This is a genomic window from Pseudomonas acericola (SeqCode), assembly GCF_053456465.1.
On record NZ_JBRFJB010000009.1, the window covers coordinates 151,036 to 175,351 of the forward strand.

General features: G+C 66.8%; 2 protein-coding genes. Both read right to left on the minus strand.

Going from position 1 to position 24,316, the window contains the following annotated elements; translation table 11 throughout:
* Positions 1–3: 3 nt before the first annotated feature.
* On the minus strand, positions 4–11,334 hold the full coding sequence (locus ACU688_RS25040) for an amino acid adenylation domain-containing protein (protein WP_448186787.1): 11,331 nt from the start codon (positions 11,332–11,334) through the stop codon (positions 4–6).
* Positions 11,331–24,137 carry an amino acid adenylation domain-containing protein gene (locus ACU688_RS25045; protein ID WP_448186788.1) on the minus strand — a complete coding sequence of 4,269 codons (12,807 nt, stop codon included), beginning with the start codon at positions 24,135–24,137 and terminating at the stop codon, positions 11,331–11,333. Before ACU688_RS25045 ends, ACU688_RS25040 begins: the two co-directional genes overlap by 4 nt.
* Between the last annotated feature and the right edge of the window lie 179 nt (positions 24,138–24,316).

The window sequence follows — 24,316 nt, forward strand, 5'->3', positions numbered from 1 at the left end:
CAGTCAATACATGGGCGACTGAGCCACCGCCATCGCGGGCAAGCCCGCTCCCACAAGTCCTTCCCGCCACCACTGGGCAAGCCCCTGCACATTCGGCGCCTTGAGCAACGTGAAGTGATTGCCGCCGCCATACCACACCTCCAACTCCCGGCCCTGGCGGCGCCAGCCTTCGATCATCAAGCTCTGCTCGCGCTGATTGCCGGCCGCGTCCAATGCCGGGTCTTGCGCCAACACCAAACGCACCACGCCGTCAAAGCGCCGGCTCGGCCGATACACCGTGCGCAACGCCGCCGCGTAGGTGCGGCCCGGCCCATCCATCGCCGCCACACTGGCCCGCGCCGGCAACAAGCCAACCGCGACCATGCCGGCATGCAAGCTTTGGCGCTGCGCCACTTCATCGCGCCCGGCGAAGTCCAGCGGGTCGATCCCCAAGGACTTGCCCGCCGCCAACTGCATCGACTCGATCAAGCGCAGCAACGCCGCCGTGGTCGTGTACGCGCGGCCCGCGCCACCCGGCGCTTCGCTGTCGATCACCGTGAGCGACGCCACCTCGCGCCCTTGCGCCTGCAACTGCAACGCCATCTCCAGCGCGACCCAGCCGCCAAACGAATGCCCGACCAGATGCACCGGACCGTGCGCACATTCCTGCGCCAGCGCCGCCAGATTCGCCCGCGCCGCCGCTTCCACCTGGCTGTGGGGCACCGCCTCGCCATCCAGGCCACGGGGCTGCAAGCCAAACAGCGGCCAGTCGCGCCCCAAGGCTTCGCTCAAACCGACAAAGCCGGTGACGCTGTCCCCCGCCCCCGGTACGCAGAACAGCGGCGCATGCCCGGCGCGCCCGCTCTGAATGCGCAGCAAGGGCAAATGTGCCGTCTGTGCCACAGGCGCGCAGGTCGCCAATGCCGCTGTGATTGCATGGCCCAGCGCCTGGATATGCGGCGCCTGCATCATGCTCTGGTGATCGCCCGGCACTTGCACTTGGCGCAACTGCTCCGGCGCCAGCGCGCCTGCCCAGCCCAGCGAATCGCTACGCCGCGCCAATTCGGTGGGGCGCTCCTGCGCACTGAACAGATGCACCGGTATCGGCAACGGGAACAGGCTGTAGTGCGCCAGCGCATGCCCATGCCCGACTTCCCGTTCCAGGTAATTCGCCAAGTCGGCATCTGTCGCCGCCGCCATTTGCGCGTGCAGCAAACCGGCCGAACGGCACTGTTGCAGCAACTCGGCAAACTCCAGCTGTGCGATGTCCGCGTCCAATTGCCCAAGACTCGCCAGCAAATCTGCCCGACCCTGGGTTTTCCAGTACGCCGTGCACTGCAACAGCAACTGGCGCTTGAGCGCATCCGCCCCACTCCAGCGCGCCTTGCCTTGATCGGTCAGGCGCGGCACGTAGCTGTCGAGCAAACCGAGAAACGCCACCGGCTCATCCGCCCCCAGCAGTTGCATCGCCACTTCATAGGCCAGCACGCCGCCAAACGACCAACCGGCCAGCCGATACGGCCCATGGGGCTGGATGCCACGGATCAAGCCGACCAGTCGCGCGGCCAGGCCTTCCATGCTGTCCAGGTGCGGCTCGCCAAGGGCCACGCCCGGCAGGCCATAGATCGGATAGTCGCCGGGCAGATGCTGGCCCAGCGCCGGGAAATACACGTCCATACCGCTGAATTCGTGGACCAGGAACAACGGCGCCTGGGTGCCTCCACTGCGCACGGTGATCACCGGGCTATCGCGCAGCGGTTCGTCGCTACGCTGACGCAACAGCGCGGCGACGGCGGCCACATTGGCATGCTGGAACAGCTCGGCCAGGGACACCGGCAACCCCGCTTCCTCCAACACGTTCACCAGCCGAATCGCCAGCAACGAATGCCCGCCCAGCTCGAAAAAGCTGTCATGGCGCCCCACCTGTTCCAGCTTCAGCACCTCGGCCCAGTGCTGGGCCAGGGCTTGCTCCAGGGCATCAACCGGCGCTTCGAACTCACGACTGATCAGTGCCTGCAACGGCGGCACCGGCAAGGCTTTGCGGTCCACCTTGCCATTGCCGGTCAACGGCAACCGCGCCAGCGCCACATAGGCCGACGGCAGCATGTACTCCGGCAATTGGTCGAGCAGATGGGCGCGCAGCTGGTCGATCTCCAGGGGCTGCGCCGCCCAGGTGAAATACGCCACCAGGCGCTTGTCCCCCGGCACGTCCTCACGGGCCAGCACCACCACGTCCTGGATACCCGCCAAGGTGCCCAGGCGCGCTTCAATCTCACCCAGTTCGATGCGGAAACCACGGATCTTGACCTGGTCGTCATTGCGACCGATGCACTCCAGCAAGCCGTCCGCCGTCCAGCGACCAAGGTCGCCGGTGCGATACAGCAGCGCGCCGCCGTTGAAGGGGTCAGCGACGAACTTCTCGGCGGTCAACGCCGGGCGATTCAAATAGCTCAGGGCCACGCCATCACCACCGATGCAGATTTCACCGGCCACGCCCAATGGCACCGGCTGCAAGTGCGCATCCAGCACATGCACCTGGGTGTTGGAAATCGGCCGGCCGACGGGCACGCTGTCGGCGCCATCGGCCAGCGCGCGTACCTCATGGGTGGTGGCGTAGGTGGTGCTTTCCGTCGGCCCGTAGCAATGCACCAAGCGCAGTGCCGGCGCCCGCGCCAACAGCCGGCGAAACGCCGCCGGGTCGGCCCGCTCGCCGCCGCACAGGAGGATGCGCAAACCCGCCAGGGCCTCGGGGATCAGTTGCACATAGTGGTTGAACAACGCCGTGGTCACGAACAGCACCGTCACCTCGGCCAAAGCCGCGCCAAACGCCACCGGGTCGAGCACGGTGGCGTGGTCGATCACCTGGATCTGCCCACCGTTGAGCAACGGCCCCCACACGTCCATGGTGCTGGCGTCGAACGCCGGGTTGGAGGCGAACGCCACGCGGTCGCTGGCATTGAAGTCGGCGTAACCGTTGTTGAGCACCAGCCGCGTGATGCCGCGATGGGGCACCAACACACCTTTGGGCGTGCCGGTGGAGCCGGAGGTGTACATGATGTACGCCACGCTCTCCGACGACTGCGACAGGCCGGGGTTGTGGCTCGGTTGCGGGTCGAGGGCCAGGGTGTCCAGGTCCAGGCGTTGGACCGCGCCATCGACAACGGCATCGCTGCGCGTCAACACGCAGGCGGCGGCACTGTCTTGCAGCATGAACCCTTGACGCTCGGCGGGCGCGTGGATGTCCAGCGGTACATAGGCGGCCGCACATTTGAGCACGGCGAGTTGGCTGACCAGCAGGTCCACGGAACGTGGCAACAGCAGCGCGACGTTAGCGCCGGCCCGCACCCCCAGCCCCAACAGGTGATGGGCCAGGCGGTTGGCGCGGCGGTTCAGCTCGCCATAACTCAATCGTTGCGCGCCCTCCACCACCGCCAACGCGTCAGGCCGCGCCTGGGCCTGGGCTTCGAACAGGCGCTGCACCGTGTGTTCCCGTGGAAACAGGCGCGTGGTGGCGTTGAATCCGGCCAACTGCCGACGCTCGGCAATCGACAGGATCGGCAAGTGGCCGATGGCAACCCCGCTGTCGTGCTCCAGTGCCTGCACCAGTTGCTCCACGGCGGTGTGCAGGTAGTCGCAGATGCGCCGCGCGCCCTGCCCCACAGCCGTCAAGGTGAAGCCATCGGCCAGCTCATCGACACTCAGGGACAAGCCATAGTTGCTGTGCTCCTCGGCCTTGAGCAGTTGAATACCCTGCCAGCCCTCGCTGCCCACCGGCGCGGCGCTGTGGCGATAGTTGAACAGCGTGCCAAACAACGGCGTGCCCACCGGCACGCCGCTGCAACGCTGGGCCAGCGCCAGCGGCGCGTGTTCATGGCTGAGCAACTGGGTCAAGCGCCCATGGGTTGCGCGCAACGCGTCCAGTACGCTGTGCTCACCCAGATCAACCCGCAGCGGCAAGGTATTGATAAACACCCCGATGGCGCGCTCGGCCCCTTCGCCACCGTGCAAACGGCCGAGCATCACCGTGCCGAATACCACCCGCTCGCGGCCCGCAACCTTGCCCAGCACGTGGGCCCAGGCCAGGTGCATCAGGCTCGCGGCGCTGACGCCCGCTTGCCGCGCCTGCACCCGCAGGCGCTGGCTCAACGGCGCATCAAGCTGGCGCTGCACATGCTCATCGGCACCCAGCGCTTCGACGCTGGTCGGCTCATCGATGGCGCCGAGCATCTCGCTAAAGAACCCCGCGTGATCGTCCACACCCAGGCGGGTCTGGGCCACGTAGTTGCGATACGGCACGGCCGCGCCGAGGGTGTGCGCGGTGCCCAGCAGGAACGCCTGCATTTCGTGCTGCAGGATGTCCAGGGCGATGTGGTCCATCACCAGGTGGTGGAACAGCAAGGTGGCGACCACGCGCTGCGGTTGCTCGGCGTACACCAGGCGCATCAACGGCGCCTGGGCCAGGTCCAGGCGTGGCGGCAACGGCCCGGTTTCAACGCGCAGCGCGGCCTCGCGCCACACCACTTGCAGCGGTTCTTCCAGGCCATCCCAATGGAACGATGAACGCAACGCGTCATGCCGTTGGATCACCGCCTGCAAGGCCTGGGCAAACGCGTCCAGACGCGCGCGGCTGTCGAAGGCGAACTGCGCGCGCAGCACATAGTCGTCGCTGCCCTGCGTGGCGCGGTGGTGGTAGAGCATGCCGGCCTGCAACGGCGCCAGCGGGTAGATGTCCTGCACATTCGCCGCACCGCCCGGAATGCAGGCGACCACACGGTCGATGGCCGCTTGATCCAGGGTGATCAGCGCCAGCATGTCCGGGGTGATGCGCGTGCAATCGGCGGCAATGCGATTGGCCGGCACCGCGACTTCGCGCCCGCCGCCCAGCGCGGCGGCCAACGCCGCCAACGTCGGCTGGCCGAACAATACTTTCACATCCGCCGACAGCCCGAGGCGGCGCATGCGCCCCACCAGGCTCACCGCCAGCAGCGAGTGCCCGCCCAGTTCGAAGAAGTCGTCGTGACGCCCCACCCGTTCCACGTTAAGCAACTCGGCCCACAGGCTGGCCAGGGCGATTTCCGTGTCGCCCTGGGGCGCCTCGTAGTCGCGTGTGATCACTGAATCCGCGCCCGGCGCAGGCAAGGCCTTGCGGTCGAGCTTGCCGTTGGGGCTCAGGGGCAGCGCGTCGAGGTGCACGAACAGCGCCGGCACCATAAAGTCCGGCAGGTGCTGCAACAGATGGCCGCGCAGGGCGTCGATCTCGCTGCGCACGCCGGTGTAATACGCCACCAGGCGCTCGTCGCGGGCGATCACGGCGGCTTCATCGACGCCCAGATAGTCAATGAGACGCGCATGGATTTCCCCCAGTTCGATCCGCAGGCCACGGATCTTCACCTGATCGTCATTGCGTCCCAGATATTCAATAGTGCCGTCGGGTAAATAGCGGCCAAGGTCACCCGTGCGGTACATGCGTGCACCGGTGAACGGGTCCTTGAGGAAGCGTTCGGCCGTCAGCTCAGGTCGGTTCAGATACCCCCGCGCCACTTGCACACCGCCGATGAACAGCTCGCCAACCACCCCCAGCGGCACCGGTTGCAATTGCTCATCGAGCACATACATGCGCGTGTTGGCGATGGGTTTGCCGATGGGCGTGTTGTCCGGCGTAACGGCGCCCGCGCAATTCCAGGCGGTCACATCCACCGCTGCTTCGGTCGGGCCGTACAGGTTGTGCAACTCACTGCCCGGCAACTGCTGCTTGAAGCGCCGCACCAGGCTGCCGGGCAAAGCTTCGCCGCTGCACATCACGCGCACCAGGCCGGCGGCCTGGGCCACGTCGCCGTGGGCCAGGAACACGTCAAGCATCGACGGCACGAAGTGCAAGGTGGTGACCTGTTCAGCCTCGATCACCTCGCACAGGTACGCCGGGTCTTTGTGCCCACCCGGGCGCGCCATCACCAGCCGCGCGCCGGTGCACAGCGGCCAGAAGAACTCCCACACCGACACGTCGAAACTGAACGGGGTTTTCTGCAACACCGTATCGGCGGCGGTCAGGCCGTAGGCGTCCTGCATCCACAGCAAGCGGTTGACCACCCCGGCGTGGTCGTTGATCACGCCCTTGGGCTGGCCGGTGGAGCCGGAGGTGTAGATCACATAGGCACCCACGGCGCTGACCTGCGGGTTGTCGACGGGTTGCTGCAACCAGGTCGGCTGTTCCAGGTCGATCACCGGCACCGCCCCCAACAGCGCGCGTGTCGAGCCTTGGGCCAGCACCACCACGGGCGCGCTGTCTTCGAGCATGTAGGCCAGGCGTTCCGGCGGATACGCCGGGTCCAGCGGCACGTAGGCGGCGCCGGCCTTGAGGATCGCGTACAGGCCGACCACCATCTCCAGGCCACGCTCCATGCAAATGGCGACCCGCGAATCCACCTGTACACCCTGCGCCAGCAGGTGATGCGCCAACTGGTTGGCCCGCGCGTTCAGCTCGGCATAGGTCAACACCACGTTGCCCGACTTCAGCGCAATGGCATCCGGCGTACGGGCCACTTGCGCTTCAAACATCCCGTGCAAGGTCTGGTCGAGGTTGTAATCCACTTCAGTCGCGTTGAACTCACTCAACAGCTGGTGACGCTCACGCTCATCCACCAGCGGCGCATGGGCCAACACCGCCTGATCGTTGTCGACCATGGCCTGCAACACGCGGGTGAGGTAACCGGCATAACGGCGCACGGTCGCTTCATCGAACAAGGCCTGCGCATATTCCAGCGCGCCGATAATGCTGCCCTGCACTTCGCCCAGGTCCAGGGACAGGTCGAACTTGGCGAAGTGACTGTGTTCGATGATGCCTTCCAGCGCCAGGTCGCCCAAGGCCAGGGCCGGCGCGCTGCCGTCCTGCCAGGTCAGCAGGGTCTGGAACAGCGGGCTGTGGGCCAGGCTGCGGGTGGGCCGGGTGATTTCCACCACTTGTTCAAACGGCAGGTCCTGATGGGCCTGGGCGGCCAGCGCCTGGGCCTTGACCCGCGCCAACAGTGCTTCGCTGCTCACGTCGCCCGAGGTGTCGATGCGCACCGCCAGGGTGTTGACGAACAGGCCGATCAGCCCTTCCACCTCGACGCGGTTACGGTTGGCCGCAGGCGAGCCAATCACCAGCTCCGGCTGCCCGGACAGCCGCGTCAGCAGCGACGCCCACGCCGTCATCATGATCATGTAAAGCGTGGTGCCATGCCGTTGGCCGAGGGCTTTGAGCGCTGCGGTGAGGCGCTCATCCAAACGCACCTCGACGCTGCTGCCGGCGTAGTCCTGCCGCGCCGGGCGCGGGCGGTCGGTGGGCAAGGTGAGCAACACCGGCGCACCGGCCAGCGCTTGCTGCCAGTAAGCGCTTTGCCGATGCAGCACTTCGCCGCTGAGCCACAGGCGTTGCCACACCGCAAAGTCGCCGTACTGGATCGCCAGCGGCGGCAACGGGTCGGCCTGGCCCAGGCTGAAGGCCTTGTACAACCCCATCAGCTCGCGGGTGAGCACGCCCATGGAGCCGCCATCGGAGACGATATGGTGCAGGGTCAGCAACAGCACATGGTGATCGTCGGCCATCACGATCAAGCGCCCGCGCAGCAGCGGGCCGCGCTCCAGGTCAAACGGCGCCGAGGCCTCGCCGTGGATCAACGCCTCCAGCGCTTGCTGCGGTTGCGCGTGATGACGCAGGTCCTGCACTTGCAGGGGCAGCACGTCTTCCGGCGGCAGGATCAGCACCCGCGCCTCGTCGCCGTGCTGGGCGAAGCGGCTGCGCAGGGTTTCATGCCGCGCGACGATCCGCGCCAGCGCCCGTTGCAGCGCCTCCACATGCAACTGCCCACGCAAACGCAGGCCGATGGGAATGTTGTAGGCGGTGTTGGCCCCTTCCAGCAGCGCGAGGAACCACAGGCGCTGCTGGGCGAACGACAGCGGCACGGCGTCGTCGCGATTGGCCGGGAGGATGTCCGGCAAGGTGCTGCGCCCGGCGCTCGCCAATACGTCGGCGACGGCGGCCAGTTCGGCGTTGGCGAACAGGTCGCCGAGCAACAGCTCCACACCGAGGCGCTGGCGCACCTGCGAGACCATGCGCATCGCCAGCAGGGAATGCCCACCCAGTTCGAAAAAGTGATCCCGTCGCCCGACCCGTTCCACTTGCAGCACATCGGCCCAGATCTGCGCCAATACCGTTTCGATCTCGCCCTCGGGCGCGGCGTACTCGCGGCTGAACACAGCGGCCATGTCCGGCGCCGGCAGGGCCTTGCGGTCGAGCTTGCCGTTGGCGGTCAGGGGCAGCGCAGGCAGTTTCACGTAGGCCACCGGCACCATGGCGTCCGGCAGGTGCGCCACCAGGTGGGCGCGCAGTTCGGCGACGGTCAGCGGGTCCAGCTGCGGGTTCTCGGTGAAGTACGCCACCAAGCGTTCTTCGCGCACCAGCACCACCGCCTCCTGTACGCTCGGCAGCTGGTTGAGGTGGGTTTCGATTTCCCCCAGTTCGATGCGCACCCCGCGAATCTTCACCTGATCGTCGTTACGCCCCAGGTACTCAAGGTTGCCATCGGGCAACCAGCGCGCCAGGTCGCCGGTGCGGTACATGCGCCCGGCGTTGAACGGGTCTTGCAGGAAGCGTTCAGCCGTCAGCTGCGGGCGATGCAGATAACCGCGCGCCACGCCCTTGCCGCCCACATACAACTCCCCCGCCACCCCTAACGGCACCGGGCGCAGTTGTTCATCCAACAGGTACACCGTGGCATTCGCGATAGGTTTGCCGATATGCAACGCCTGCCCTGCCTCGACCTTGCCGGACGTGGCCACCACCGTGGCCTCGGTGGGCCCGTAGTTGTTGATCACCTCGAAGCGCTGCCCACGGCCAAACTGGCGCAGGCGATCACCGCCGATCAACAAAGTGCGCAACGTCGGGTGCTCGATGCGCTGGCTGAAGGCGTACTCGGCCACCGGCGTCGGCAAAAAGGCCACATCCAGCGGCTGCACGCACCACCAGGCCAATAGTGCGTCGATGTCCTCATTGCCGTCCTGGGCCGGCGGCAGGTGCAGGGTCGCGCCCACGCACAGGGCCGGCCACACCTCCCAGGCCATCGCATCAAAGCCGAAACCGGCGACGCTGGCGGTGTGGCGCCCGGCGCGCAGGTCGAAGGCATGGCAATGCCAATCCACCAGGTTGGCCACCGTGTGGTGTTCCACCATCACGCCTTTGGGCTGGCCGGTGGAACCGGAGGTGTAGATCACGTACGCGAGGTTCGCCGCCGTCACCGCCACCTGGGGATTGCACGCCGAATGGTGCTGCCAGGTGTAGCGGTCGAGGTGGATCACCGGCACGTCGAGGGGCGGCAAGCGCTCCAGCAACGCCTGTTGGGTGAGCACCGCCACCGGCGCGCTGTCGCTGAGCAGATAGTGCAGGCGTTCGGCCGGGTGCGACGGGTCCACCGGCACATAACAGGCGCCGGCCTTAAGCACCGCGAGCAAGCCGGCCAGGGTGTCGAGGCCACGGCGCGCGACGACGGCCACGCGCTCGTCAGGCTTCACGCCCAGCGCCAGCAAGTGGTGGGCCAGCAGGTTGGCTTGTTGATTCAACTCGCTGTAGGTCAGTTGCCGGCCTTGCTGCACAGCGGCAATGGCATCCGGAGTGAGGGCGGCCTGGGCTTCGATGCGCCCGTGCAGTGTGCTGCCCTGGGGGAAATCGGCCCCAGTGGCGTTGAACTGTTCCAGCAGCAATTGCTGTTCGGCGGCGGGCACCACCGCGAGCTGGTCCAGCGCCGTCAACGGCGCCTGCTCCAATGCCGTCACCAGGTTTTCGAGGGCGGTTTGCAGGTAGGCGCAGACACGCTGCGGATCGACCTGGGCGGTCGCCAGCAGCCGCAGGATAAAGGCGTCACCCAGGTCATCCACACTCAGGGTCAGCGGGTAATTGGTGCGTTCATCCGAGCGCAGCGTGGCGATGCCCTGCCACGCGGCCTGCGCGTCGCTGCTGCCGGTGGCGCTGTGACGATAATTGAGCAAGGTGCTGAACAACGGCGTCGGTGCCAGGACGCCGCTGCACCGCTGGGCCAGGGCCAGCGGCGCATGTTCATGGCGCAGCAGCCCGGTAAGGCGTGCGTGGGTGGCCTTGACGGCGCTGCGCACGCCTTCACCGCCCACATCCAGGCGAAACGGCAGGGTATTGATGAATATCCCCAAGGCGCGCTCCGTGGTGTGCCCGCCGTGCATGCGGCCCATCAGCACCGTGCCGAACACCACTTGGGACTTGCCCGCCAGCGCGCTCAACACCCGGGCCCAGCCCAGGTGGAACAGGCTGGCGACGCTCACCCCCAGCAGCCGCGCCTGGGCGCGCAGGCGCTGATTGAGGGCATCCGCCAGCGGCCAATCGAGCTCGCTGATCCCCCGGCCATCGCCCTGCACGTCCTGCAAGCCAAAGGGCAAGGTCGGCTCGACCACATCCCCGAGCATCTGCCGGAAGAACGCCTCGTGCTCCTGCTCGCTCACCCCCAGCCGCGCCTGGGCCACGTAGTCGCGAAACGGTACCGCCGCCCCCAACTGCGCGCCCTGGCCTTGCAGGAACGCCTGCATTTCATGGCGCACCACCTCCAGGGCGCTGTGGTCGAGGGCCATGTGATGGAACAGCAGCATCGCGACGATGCGCTGCTGCACCGGGTCCGCCGCCCAGGCCAGGCGCAGCAGCGGCGCCTGGGTCACGTCCAGGCGGTAATGGCGCGCGTCAAAACGGGCGTGCAGTTGTGCGGCGATATCGCCGTCGGCCGGATCCAGCTCAACCGCTTGCACCGGCAGGTTTGCCTTGCGCCATACCACTTGCGACGGCTGCTGCACGCCTTCCCACACCACGCCCGTGCGCAGGATGTCATGGCGCTCGATCACGCCTTGCAAGGCCTGGGCAAACGCATCGAAACGCTCGACGCTATCAAAGGCGAACTGCGACTGCATCACATAGGGGTCGCCCTGCGCGGTGCGCACATGGTGGAACAGGATGCCTTCCTGCAACGGCGCCAGGGGGTAGATGTCCTGGATATTCGCCACGCCGTCGTCGACGCTGGCGACGATGCGCTCGATTTCATCCTGGCTCAGGCTGGACAAGGTCAGCATGGCCGGCGTGATGTGCTCGGCATCGGCCGGGATGGCATTGGCCGGCACCGCGTTGGCGGCCGCGTATTCACCGGCCTTGAGCAACTCGATCAGCGCCGGTTTGTGTTCACGCAAGGCGGCGAGGATCAAGGGGTCGCTCAACGCCTGCTTGTTGCCTTGCACCGACAATTGCTCGCCCTTGAGCGCCAGTTGTACATCCTTGGTTTTCAGTGTCGCCAGCAGTTCGAGGATGCTCACAGGACGATCTCCATTCGTTCGGTTAATGCGGCGTAGCCGGCCAGGGTCGGCTGTTCGAACAACGCACGCACATCGGCTTCCATGCCCACCTGGCGCAAGCGCCCGATCAAGCTCACAGCGAGCAGCGAATGCCCGCCCAGTTCAAAGAAATTATCCTGGCGCCCGACCCGCTCCACCTTGAGCAGTTCGGCCCACAGTTGCGCCAGCAGGATCTCGGTGTCGCCCTCGGGCGCTTCGTACGCGTGTGTACTTAGCGCCTCTACATCCGGCGCCGGCAGGGCCTTGCGGTCGAGCTTGCCGTTGGGGCTCAAGGGCAAGGCGTCGAGGTGCACAAACAACGCGGGCACCATAAATTCCGGCAAGCAGCTCAGCAGGTGTTCACGCAAGTCGCCGATCCGCGTGCCGGTGTAATAGGCGACGAGGCGATCGTCGCGGGCGACCACGGCGGCTTCGTTGACCTCGGGATGCTCCAACAGGCGCGCCTGGATTTCCCCCAGTTCGATGCGCAGGCCACGGATTTTCACCTGGTCATCGTTGCGGCCCAGGTATTCGAGATTGCCGTCGGGCAGGAAGCGCCCGAGGTCGCCGGTGCGGTACATGCGGCCGCTGCTGAACGGGTCCTTGAGGAAGCGCTCGGCGGTCAGCTCAGGCCGGTTCAGGTAACCCCGCGCCACTTGCACGCCGCCAATGAACAACTCGCCAACCACCCCCAGCGGCACCGGCTGCAACTGCGCGTCCAGCACGTACATCCGCGTATTGGCGATGGCTTTGCCGATTGGCGTGTTGTCCGCCACCTCGGGGCGTGCGCAGTTCCAGGCGGTCACGTCGACGGCGGCTTCGGTCGGGCCGTACAGGTTATAGAGGCCGATCCCCGGCAGTTGCTGTTTGAATCGGCGCACCAGGCTGCCGGGCAAGGCTTCGCCGCTGCACATCACGCGCACCAGCCCGGCCGCCTGGCGCACATCGCCGTGGGCAAGGAACACGTCGAGCATCGACGGCACAAAGTGCAACGTGGTGATCTGCTCGGCCTCGATCACTTCACACAGGTACAACGGGTCTTTGTGCCCGCCGGGGCGCGCCATCACCAGCCGCGCGCCGGTGAACAGCGGCCAGAAGAATTCCCACACCGACACGTCAAAGCTGAACGGGGTTTTCTGCAAGACCCGGTCGTGGGGCTTGAGGCCGTAGGCGTCCTGCATCCACAGCAAGCGGTTGACCACCCCGGCGTGGTCGTTGATCACGCCCTTGGGCTGGCCGGTAGAACCGGAGGTGTAGATCACGTAAGCGCCCACGGCGTTGACCTGCGGATTGTCGCTGGGTTGGTGCGACCAGCTCGGCTGTTCCAGATCGATCACCGGCACCGCGCCCAGCAAGGCACGCGTCGAGCCTTGGGCCAGCACCACCACGGGCGCGCTGTCTTGCAGCATGTAGGCCAGGCGTTCCGGCGGATAGGCCGGGTCCAGCGGCACATAGGCGGCGCCGGCCTTGAGGATCGCGTACAGGCCGACCACCATGTCCAGGCCACGCTCGACGCAGATCGCCACGCGCGAATCCGGTTCTACGCCCAGCGCCAACAGGTGATGCGCCAGCTGGTTGGCCCGAGCGTTCAGCTCGGCGTAGGTCAATACGACGTCGCCCGCCTTGACCGCAATCGCATCCGGCGTGCGTGCCACCTGCCGTTCGAACATGCCATGCAGGGTCTGGTCGAGGTCATACGCCACCTCGGTGGCGTTGAACGCGCCGAGCACTTGCTGGCGCTCCTGGGCCTCCAGCACCGGCAGGCGATTGACCGGCAACTGCGGCGCCTGCTCCAGCGCTTCCACCAGGCCCTGCAACGTCACTTGCACATAGGCGCAGATGCGCTGCGCGCCGATTGGCGTCGCCGCCAGGGCGGTCAGGCGGAAACCGTCACCCTGATCATCCACGTTGAGCGTCAACGGGTAGTTGGTGCGCTCTTCGCTGGCCAATGTCTCGATGCCCTCCCACGCCGCCGACACCGGCGTCTGCCGGCTGTCACTGTGGCGGTAATTGAGCATCGCGCTGAACAACGGCTGCGGCGCGGCGACACCGCTGCAACGCTGGGCCAGCGCCAGCGACGCGTGTTCATGCCCGAGCAGCGCGCTCAGCCGGACGTGGGTGTGCTTGACCGCAACACGTACGCCGGTGGCGTCGATGCCCACCCGTAGCGGCAAGGTGTTGATGAACATGCCCAGCGCGCGGTCGCTGCCCTTGCCGCCCTGCATGCGGCCCAACAGCACGGTGCCGAACACCACCTGTTCCTGGCCGGACGTACTGGCGAGCACCCGCGCCCAGGCCAGGTGGAACAGGCTGGCCGCGCTGACCCCAAGCACACGCGCCTGGGCCCGCAGGCGTCTGTTGAGGTCGGGCGTCAGATGCTGCTGGGCCTCTTCGATGGCCGTGCCGTCGCCGCGCACATCCTGCAAGCCGAATGGCAGGGTCGGTTCATCGATATCAGCGAGCATCTCGCGGAAGAAGTGTTCGTGCTCCTGCTCGCTCACCCCGAGGCACGCCTGGGCCACATAGTTGCGGTACGGCGTGGCGTCCCCGACGGGCTGCGGCTGCCCGAGCAGGCTGGCTTGCATCTCGTGGCGCACGCTGTCGAGGGCGGTGTGGTCAAGGGCGATGTGGTGGAACAACAGGAGTGCATTCACCCGATGCTGATCCGGGTCCCGGGCGTACACCAAACGGATCAACGGCGCCTGATCCAGCGGCACGCGGTAGTGGCGCGGATCAAAGCCTTGCAGATCACCAGCCTGTACCTGCAACCGGGCCGTGCGCCACACCACTTGCAGCGGTTGCGCCAGGCCTTCCCAGACCACGGCGGTGCGCAGGATATCGTGGCGGTCGATCACCTGTTGCAGCGCCTCGGCAAAGGCATGCAGGCGTTCCAGGCTGGCAAACGCCAGGTGCGATTGCAGCAGGTACGGGTCGCCCTGCCCGGCCGTGATGTGGTGGTAAAGGATGCCTTCCTGCAACGGCGCCAGCGGGTAGATGTCCTGCACATTGGCGGCGCCACCGGGGACCTGGGCGACTACATGGTCAATCGTCTGTTGGTCCAGCGTCACCAGCGACAGCAGGTCCGGGGTGATGCGCTGGCAATCGGCGGCAATCCGATTGGCCGGCACCGCGACCTCGCGACCACTGCCCACGGCAGCAGCCAGTGCCGCCAAGGTCGGCTGGCTGAACAGCACGCGCACATCGGCGCTGAGGCCGGCCTGGCGCATGCGTTCGATCAGGCTGACGGCCAGCAGGGAATGGCCGCCCAGTTCAAAGAAGTGGTCATGCCGGCCGACCTGCTCCACCTGCAACACCTCGGCCCAGATCGCCGCCAAGGTGGTTTCGACGCCACCTTCGGGCGCTGCATATTCACGGCTGAGCAACGCGCCTTGATCCGGTTCAGGCAGGGCCTTGCGGTCGAGCTTGCCGTTGGCGGTCAGAGGCAGCGCGTGCACCTGCACATAGGCCACCGGCACCAGGGCGGCGGGGAGTTGCGCTTGCAGTTGCGTGCGCAAGTGCTCGATATCCAGCGGTTGCCGGGCGGTGAACCAGGCGATCAGACGGTCTTCGCGCACCAGCACCACCGCTTCGTCAACGCCGTCGAGTGCCGCGAGGCAGCTGTCGATTTCCCCCAGCTCCACGCGTATGCCACGCAACTTCACCTGGTCATCGTTACGGCCCAGGTACTCGAGATTGCCATCGGGCAACCAGCGCGCCAGGTCGCCGCTGCGGTACATGCGGCCGCCGTTGAACGGGTCTTGCAGGAAGCGTTCGGCGGTCAGGTCCGCGCGGTTCAAGTAACCCCGCGCCACGCCACTGCCGCCCACATACAATTCGCCGGCCACGCCCAACGGCACCGGGCGCAAGTGCGCATCCAGCAGGTAGACACTGGCGTTCGCCATGGGCCGGCCGATATGCAGCGCCTGCCCGGCACGCACACGGCCGGAGGTGGCGACCACCGTGGCTTCGGTGGGGCCGTAGTTGTTGATCACCGCAAAACGCCGCTCCTGATTGAACTGGCGCAGACGGTCGCCGCCGATCAGCAGGATGCGCAACGTCGGGTGCAGCAGTTCCTGGCTGAAGGCGTACTCGGCCACCGGCGTCGGCAGGAAGCTCACGTCCAGCGGCTGCGCCAGCCACCAGGCGAGCAGCGCGTCGATGTGTTCATTGCCCACTTCGGCGGGTGGCAGGTGCAGGGTCGCACCGGCACACAGCGCCGGCCAGACTTCCCAGGCCATCGCATCAAAGCCAAAGCCGGCGACGCTGCTGGTGTGGCTGCGAGCGTCCACGCCAAAGGCGTCGCAGTGCCAGTGCACCAGGTTTTCCACGGTGTGGTGTTCGACCATCACGCCCTTGGGCTGGCCGGTGGAGCCGGAGGTGTAGATCACGTAGGCCAGGTGCGCCGGGGTCAGCGCGCTGAGTTGCGGGTTGCTGGTGGGCTGATCGAGGCCGTGTGCATGCAGGTCGACATACGCGACCGCGCCCAACAGCTCGCCCGTGCTCGCCTCCGCCAGCACCGCCACCGGGGCGCTGTCTTGCAGCAGATAGGCAATACGCTCGGCGGGATACGCCGGGTCGATGGGCACGTAGCCGGCGCCCGCCTTGAGGATGCCGAGCAAGCCCACCAGCATCTGCGGGCCGCGACGGCAGCAGATCGCGACACGGTCGTCGGGCTGCACGCCCAGCGCCAGCAGGTGATGGGCGAGTTGGTTGGCGCGCCGGTTGAGCTGCTGATAGGTCAGGGAAACGCCGTCTTGCACCACGGCTACCGCGTCCGGTTGGCGCTCAGCCTGGACTTCGAAGGCGCCGTGAACGGTGTGGCCGGTGGGGAAATCTGCGGCGGTCGCATTGAATTCCCGCAGCAGCGTTTCGCGCTCCGCCGCTGGCAGGCTTGGCAGCTGGGTGAGCGCGGTCGGCGTTGCGTTTTCCAGGCTGGCGACCAACTGCTCCACGGCGTGGTGCATGTAGCCGCACAGGCGCAGGGCGCCGATCTGCGGCAGCGCCAGCACCGTCAGGCCAAAGCCGGTGCCGAAGTCGTCCACGCTCAAGGTCAGCGGGTAGTTGCTGCGCTCTTCGCCGCCCAGCAACTGCACGCCGGCCCAGATGCCGTGACCGTCGCGGGCCATGGCGTCGGGACTGCTGTGGCGGTAATTGAGCAGGCTGCTGAACAACGGCGCCCCCGCCGCCACGCCGCTGCAACGCTGGGCCAGGGCCAGCGAGGCATGCTCATGCCCGAGCAAGGCGCTGAGCCGCGCGTGGGTCGCCTTGAGCGCCGACGTCGCACTCGCCGCCAGGTCCACCCGCAGCGGCAAGGTGTTGATGAACATGCCCAACGCCCGGTCCGCACCCTCGCCCGCTTGCAGGCGGCCCATCAATACGGTGCCGAACACCACCTCATCACGCCCGCACACCAGCCCCAATACCTGCGCCCACGCCAGGTGCATCAGGCTCGCCGCACTGACGCCGCAGCGGCGCGCCTGCTCGCGAACCCGCTGGGCCAGCGTCGCGTCCAGGGCTTGCTCGGCCTCTTCGATATCACGCCCGTCGCCCTGCACATCCTGTACGCCAAACGGCAGGCTCGGTTCATCGATGTCGGCAAGCATCTCGCGAAAGAACTGCTCGTGTTCCGCCTCGCTGACACCCTGGCGCGCCTGGGCCACGTAGTTGCGAAACGGCGCCGCCGCCGGCAGCCCATGCGCCTGGTTGCACAGGAACGCTTGCATCTCCTCGCCGACCACCTCCATGGCGGTGTGGTCCAGCGCCAAGTGGTGGAACAGCAGGATCGCCGCCACACGGCCATTGGCCGGGTCCTCGGCGTAGACCATGCGCAGCAGCGGCGCCTGGGTCAGGTCCAGCCGGTAGTGACGGGCATCGAACCGCGCGTGCAATTGCGCGATGACGTCACCGTCGGCCGGGTCCAGGGCCACGGCCTGCACGCTCAGCTGGGCGTCGCGCCACACCACTTGCACCGGGCTGTCCAGGCCTTCCCAGACCACGCCGGTGCGCAGGATGTCGTGGCGCGCCACCACCTGTTGCAGCGCGCCCATAAAACCGTGCAAGCGCTCCAGGCTGTCAAAGGCCATGCGCGATTGCAGCAGGTACGGATCGCCCTGCTCGGCGCTGAGATGGTGGTAGAGGATGCCTTCCTGCAACGGCGCCAGCGGGTAGATATCCTGCACATTCGCCGCGCCACCGGGGACGCTGGCGACGATACGCTCGATGGCCGGCTGATCCAGTTGCAGCAGGGTCAGCATCGACGGCGTGATCTGCGTGCAACCAGCGGCAATGCCATTGGCCGGCACCACCACCTCGCGCCCGCTGCCCACCGCCGCTGCCAATGCCGCCAGGCTTGGCTGGCTGAACAGCACGCGCACGTCGCAACTCAGGCCGACCTGGCGCATGCGTTCGATCAGGCTGACCGCCAGCAACGAGTGGCCGCCCAGTTCGAAGAAATGATCGTGCCGACCGACGCGCTCCAGCTTGAGCACGTCCTGCCAGATCTGTGCGAGCAGGGTTTCCACTGCGCCTTCCGGCGCTTCGAAGCCACGGCTGAGCAACGCGCTTGCGTCGGGCACTGGCAGGCCTTTGCGGTCGAGCTTGCCGTTGGCGGTGAGCGGCAACAGGGCCAGCCACACATAGGCCGACGGCACCATATAGTCCGGCAAGCGGCCTTGCAGGTGGGCGCGCAGGGCTTGGATGTCCAGTGCTGCCGGGGCGGTGTAGTAGGCCACCAGGCGTTTGTCGCCGAGCACGTCTTCGCGGGCCAGCACCACCACGTCTTTCACGCCGGGGAAGGCGGCGAGGCAGGTTTCGATTTCCCCGGGTTCGATGCGGAAACCACGAATCTTCAGTTGCAGGTCACTGCGTCCCTGGTACAGCAAGGTGCCGTCGGCCTGCCAGCAGGCGAGGTCGCCGGTGCGGTACAGCACGCCGTCGCCGAAGGGGTTGGCGATGAATTTTTCGGCGGTCAGTTGCGGTTGGTTCAGATACCCCAACGCCACACCCGCACCGCCGATATACAGCTCGCCGGTCACGCCCAGCGGCAGCGGTTGTTGGCGCGTGTCCAGCACAAAGGCCTGGGCGTTTGCCAGCGGCCGTCCGATTGGAATCGCCGCCGTACCCGCCGTGGTGATTTCAAACGTGGTGGAGAATGTGGTCGCTTCGGTCGGCCCGTAGCCGTTGAGCAAATGCTGCGGCTTGCCGTGGGCGAGTACGCGGTTGATCACCAGCGGGTCGAGCACATCGCCGCCGACGATCAGGTAACGCAGTTGACGGAACGCCGGCAGTAGCGCGTCGGCGTACTGATGGAACAGCCCGGCGGTCATCCACAACACGCTGACGGCTTGCTCCTCTAGCAACGCGGCGAAGGCCGCCTGGGACAACAGCACCGCCTGCTCGACCACCACCACGCAACCGCCGTTGAGCAACGGCGCCCACACGTCGAGGGTGCTCGCATCGAACGCCGGGTTGGAGGCAAAGGCCACGCGGTCGCGCGCGATGAAATCGGCATAGCCGTTGTTGAGCACCAGGCGCGAGATCGCGCGGTGCGGCACTTGCACGCCCTTTGGCGTGCCGGTGGAGCCGGAGGTGTAGAGGATGTAGGCGACGCTTTCCGAAGACTGGGCCAATTCGGGATTGCGCGGCGACTGGGTCTCCAGCGCCAGCACGCTGAGGTCGTCGAGGACCCGGCGGGCGCCGCTGTCCTGCACGATAAAGGCCTGGCGCTCGGCCGGCGCGTTGATGTCCAGCGGCACATAGACCGCCGCACACTTGAGGATCGCCAGCTCGCAGACCAGCAGGTCCAGGCCGCGCGGCAGGGCAATCGCCACGCTTTCCCCCGGTTGCACGCCTTGGTCGATCAAGTGGTGCGCCAGGCGGTTGGCGCGACGGTTGAGGTCGCGGTAGCTCAAGGACAACGGGCCATGCACCGCCGCCACGGCGTCGGGATGTGCCTGCGCCTGGGCTTCGAACAGCTGGTGCACGGTGCGGTGCGCCGGGTAGTCGTGGGCGGTGGCGTTGAAGTCCACCAGCAGTTGGTGACGTTCGGCGGGCGGCAGGATCGACACCGCCTGCAACGGCGTGGTCGGTGCCTGTTGCAGCGCCGTCACCAGGTGGCGCAGCGCAGTGAGCAGGTAGTCGCCGACACGTTGCACGTCGAGGCTGGCCACGCCTTGCACGGTGAGCGCGAAACCTGCGCCGAGGTCATCGACGTTGATCACCAGCGGGTAGTTGCTGCGCTCCTCGGAGCTGAGGATCTCGATGCCCCGAGCCGCGAACGGGTTGGCGCCGGGCGCTTCGTCCACCGCGCTATGACGATAGTTGAGCAAGGTGCTGAACAGCGGCAGCGAACCCGGCACGCCACTGCAACGCTGGGCCAGGGACAGCGACGCGTGCTCATGGCCGAGCAATTGCGCAAGTCGCGCATGGGTGGCGCGCACGCCGGCTTGCACGCCCACCGTGCCGAGGCTGACGCGCAACGGCAAAGTGTTGATGAACATGCCCAGCGCCCGATCAGCGCCCTCGCCGCCCTGCATGCGCCCCAGCAACACGGTGCCGAACACCACCTCCTGCTGGCCGGAAACCTGCGCCAAAACCTGCGCCCAGGCCAGGTGCACCAGGCTCGCCGGGCTCACCCCCAGTTGCCGCGCCTGTTCGCGCAGGCCCAGGCTCAGTTCGGCTTCCAGCGCCAGGTGCGCTTCGAGGATGCCGCTGCCGTCGAGGTTCACGTCGTGCAGACCAAAGGCCAGGGTGGGTTCGTCGATATCGCCGAGCATCGCGCTGAAGAACGCTTCGTGCTGCGCCTGGCTGACGCCGAGCCGCGCCTGCGCCACATAGTTGCGGTACGGCACCGCCACGGGCAAGTGCACGCTGCGCCCGTCGAGGCTGGCGCTTATCTCTTGCACCAGCACCTGCAAGGCGGTGTGGTCGAGCAGGATATGGTGCAGCAGCAGGATGCCGACAAAACGGCCCTGCTGTTCGCTGTAGGCAAAATGCATCAGCGGGGCGCGGGACAGGTCGAGGCGAAAGTGCCGGGGATCGAAGCGCTGTTGCAACTGGGCAAGGGGCTCGTCGATACGCTCGACAACCAGCGACGCCTGGCGCAGGACCACTTGCACCGGTTCGTCGAGGCCGTCCCAGAGGATCGCCGTGCGCAGGATGTCGTGGCGCTCGATCACGCTGTGCAGGGCATGGATAAATGCGTCCACCGCCGCTTGGTTGGCAAAGCTGAACTGCACCTGCAACCCATAGGGATCGCCCTCGGTGGTTGCCAGGTGGTGGTACAAAATCCCCGCCTGCAACGGGGCGAGGCCATAGATGTCCTGCACATTGGCCAGGCCGCCGGGCACGCGGTTGAGGATGTGGTCGATGGCGGCCTGGTCCAGGTCAACCAGGGGCAGCATCTCGGGGGTGATGCGCGTGCTGGCCGGGGTAATCGGGTTGGCCGGGACGTGCACCTCGTCACCCACCGCAGCGGCCAGCGCCGCCAGCGTCGGTTGGCCGAATAGCACGCGCACGTCGGCGCGCAGGTCCACCTGGCGCATGCGTTCGATCAGCTTGACCGCCAGCAGCGAATGCCCGCCCAGCTCGAAGAAATTATCGTCACGGCCCACGCGGTCGATTTTCAGCAGGTCTTGCCAGATGGCGGCAATGGCGATTTGCGCCGCGCCCTCGGGGGCCTGGTAGTCGCGACGGGCCAACGCCTGGGCATCCGGTGCGGGCAAGGCCTTGCGGTCGAGCTTGCCGTGGGCGGTCAGCGGAAAGGCATCGAGTTGGACAAAGGCGCTGGGCACCATGTAGTCGGCGAGGCTGCGCAGCAGGTGGTCACGCAAGACGCCTGCGCTGAATGTGCCCTCGGCAATCACGTAGGCCACCAGGCGCTGGTCGCCCGGTTCGTCCTCACGGGCAAGCACGATGGCCTCACGCACGCCCTCGGCTGCGGCCAGATGGGCTTCGATTTCACCCAGTTCGATACGGAAACCGCGGATCTTCACTTGATCATCGTTGCGCCCCAGGTAGTCGATACTGCCATCGGCACAGCGGCGGCCAAGGTCGCCGGTCTTGTACAGGCGCTGGCCGCTGGCGGGGTCGGTGAGGAAGCGTTCGGCGGTCAGCGCCTCACGGTAGAGGTAACCGCGCGCCACCCCGGCGCCGCCGACGTACAACTCGCCGACCACGCCAATCGGCACCGGCTCGCGGCGCGCGTCCAGCACGTACAGCTGCAAATCGGGGATGGCCACGCCAATCGGGCTGACGCCGACTCGCTGCGCATCCGCCGCTTCCAGGGCGCGATAGGTCACGTGCACGGTGGTTTCGGTGATGCCGTACATGTTGACCAATTGCGTGCCGGCGTTGAGCGTGCGGGCATACCAGGGCTTGAGCATCCCCGGCTCCAGGGCTTCACCGCCGAAGATCACCTGGCGCAGGGAATGGGCCTGCGGGTTGTGCTGTTGCGCCGCGATCAACTGGCGGAACGCGCTGGGCGTCTGGTTGAGGATGCTCACGCCGGCGTCGCACAGCAGCGCATAGCACTCATCCGGCGCGCGGCTGACCAGTTGCGGCACGATCAGCAACTGGCCGCCGTGGGTCAGTGCGCCCCAGATTTCCCACACCGAGAAGTCGAAGGCGAAGGAATGGAACAACGCCCACACATCGTTGCGGTTGAACCCGAACCAATGCCGCGTGGCGCTGAACAGTCGCGCGACCTGGCGGTGTTCGATCATCACGCCCTTGGGCTGGCCGGTGGAGCCGGAGGTGTAGATCACATAGGCGAGGTTGGCCGGGCTCAAGTCCAGGCGCGGGTTGACGATGGATTCGTCGCGCAGGCCGTTGAGGTCGATCTGCGCCAGCGCGCCCACCAAATGGCGGGTGTTGGCTTGCACCAGCACCGCCAGCGGCGCGCTGTCTTGCAGGGTGTAGGCGATGCGTTCCCGTGGGTAGGCCGGGTCCACCGGCACGTAACCGGCGCCGGCCTTGAGGATGCCCAGCAGGCCGATGATCATCTCCGGGCCGCGCTCCACGCAGATCGCCACGCGATCATCAGCGCGCACGCCTTGGGCCAGCAGGCGATGGGCGACCTGGTTGGCGCGCTCGTTGAGTTGGCGGTACGTGAGGCGTTGTTGCTCGAAACGCAGGGCGATGGCGTCGGGATGGGCGGCGGCGTGGGCTTCGATCTGTTGGTGGATCAGCGGGGTGTCGGCGTAGGTTTCAGGGCTGTGGTTGAAACTGTGCAGCAGGTGTTGGCGTTGGTCTCTGGTGAGGATCGCCAGGCTGTTCAGGGGCGTATCCGGTCGTTGCTCAAGCGCCTCGGCAAGACTGTCGAGGGCCGTGTGCAAGTAGCCGGCAACCTGCCGGGCGTCGAGCGACGCATGCACCATCACCGTCAGCGCGAAGTCTTCCCCCAGGTCGTCGACGTTGACCGTCAGCGGGTAGTTGGTGCGTTCTTCGGCGCCCAGCACCTGGATGCCTTCGGCGACCTCGATGATGGCCGCCATGTCCGTGGCCGCGCTGTGACGGTAATTGAGCATGGCGCTGAACAACGGCGTCGGCGCTGCCACACCGCTGCAACGCTGGGCCAGGGCCAGGGACGCGTGCTCATGCTGGAGCAAGGTGGTGAGGCGCGCATGGGTCACCTGGACCCCGGCGCGCACGCCCTGCCCGCCCACATCCACGCGCAGCGGCAAGGTGTTGATGAACATGCCCAACGCCCGTTCACCACCCGCACCGGCGCCCATGCGGCCGAGCATCACGGTGCCAAAGACCACGGCATCACGCCCGCACACCACCCCAAGGACACGGGCGAAAGCCAGGTGCATCATGCTCGCCACGCTGACGCCCAGCGGCCGTGCCAGGGCGCGCAGGCGCCGGCTCAGGGCGCTGTCGATAGGGATGCGCGCTTCGTTGATGCCGTGGCCGTCGCCCTGCACATCCTGCAAACCGAAGGGCAGCGTCGGCGCGTCGATGTCGGCCAGCATCTCGCGGAAAAACCCTTCATGGGCCTGCTCGCTGACGCCGTGGCGCACTTGGGCGATGTAGTTGCGAAACGGCACGGGCTCGGCCGCTTGCGCTTGCTGGCCCGCGAGGTACAGCTGGATTTCTTCGCGCACCACATCGAGGGCGGTGTGATCGAGGATGGTGTGGTGGAACAACAGCATCGCGTCCACACGCGCGTTGCCGGGGGTTTCGCGGTACACCAGGCGCAACAGCGGCGCCTGGCCCAGGTCCAGGCGCACGTTGCGTGGGTCAACGTGCGCCGCTTCGCATACCAGCGGCGCCTTGCGCCATACCACTTGCAGCGGCTCGTCGAGGCGCTCCCAGGCCATCGAGGTGCGCAGGATGTCGTGGCGATCGATCACCCATTGCAGCGCCTCGGCAAAGGCGTGCAGACGGGCGCGGCTGTCGAACACAAACTGCGCGTGCAGCACGTAGGGGTCGCCCTGCTGCGCCGACAGGTGGTGATAGAGCATGCCCTCTTGCAGCGGCGCCAGCGGGTAGATGTCCTGCACGTTCGCCGCGCCACCGGGGATGGCGGCGACGATACGGTCGAGCGCGGCCTGGTCGAGACTGACCAGCGCGAGCATGTCCGGGGTGATGCGATACGCCGGGCTCAGCCAGTCACCGCCATGCTCGGCCACCAGCGCCAGCAGCCGGGGCTTATGGGCGATCAGTTGGTCCCAGACGCCCTCCTCCAAAGCCTCGTCGTCACCCAGGACGATCAGGTCGTCCTCTTCCCGTTGCAGCCGGATCGCATGGGTGGAAATCACTGCCAATAATTCGCTGAACTGCATGGGGGTAACCTGCCTGGTAAGTCACGGTTGAGGAGAAAGTCCGTTTTCAGCTGCCGCTTGGTTCGGGGTATCGGTAAAAAATGCGGACGCAGCCGGACGCCTGAAAGGGCTTCCGGTAGGGGTGAAAAACTAAGGGATTTGGCGGGACGGAGGTGACATGGGAAGCGGGGACAAGGGGA

Excerpts from the sequence above, each read along its gene's own strand:
- ACU688_RS25045 (WP_448186788.1), bottom strand. The coding sequence starts at position 24,137 with ATGCAGTTCAGCGAATTATTGGCAGTGATTTCCACCCATGCGATCCGG.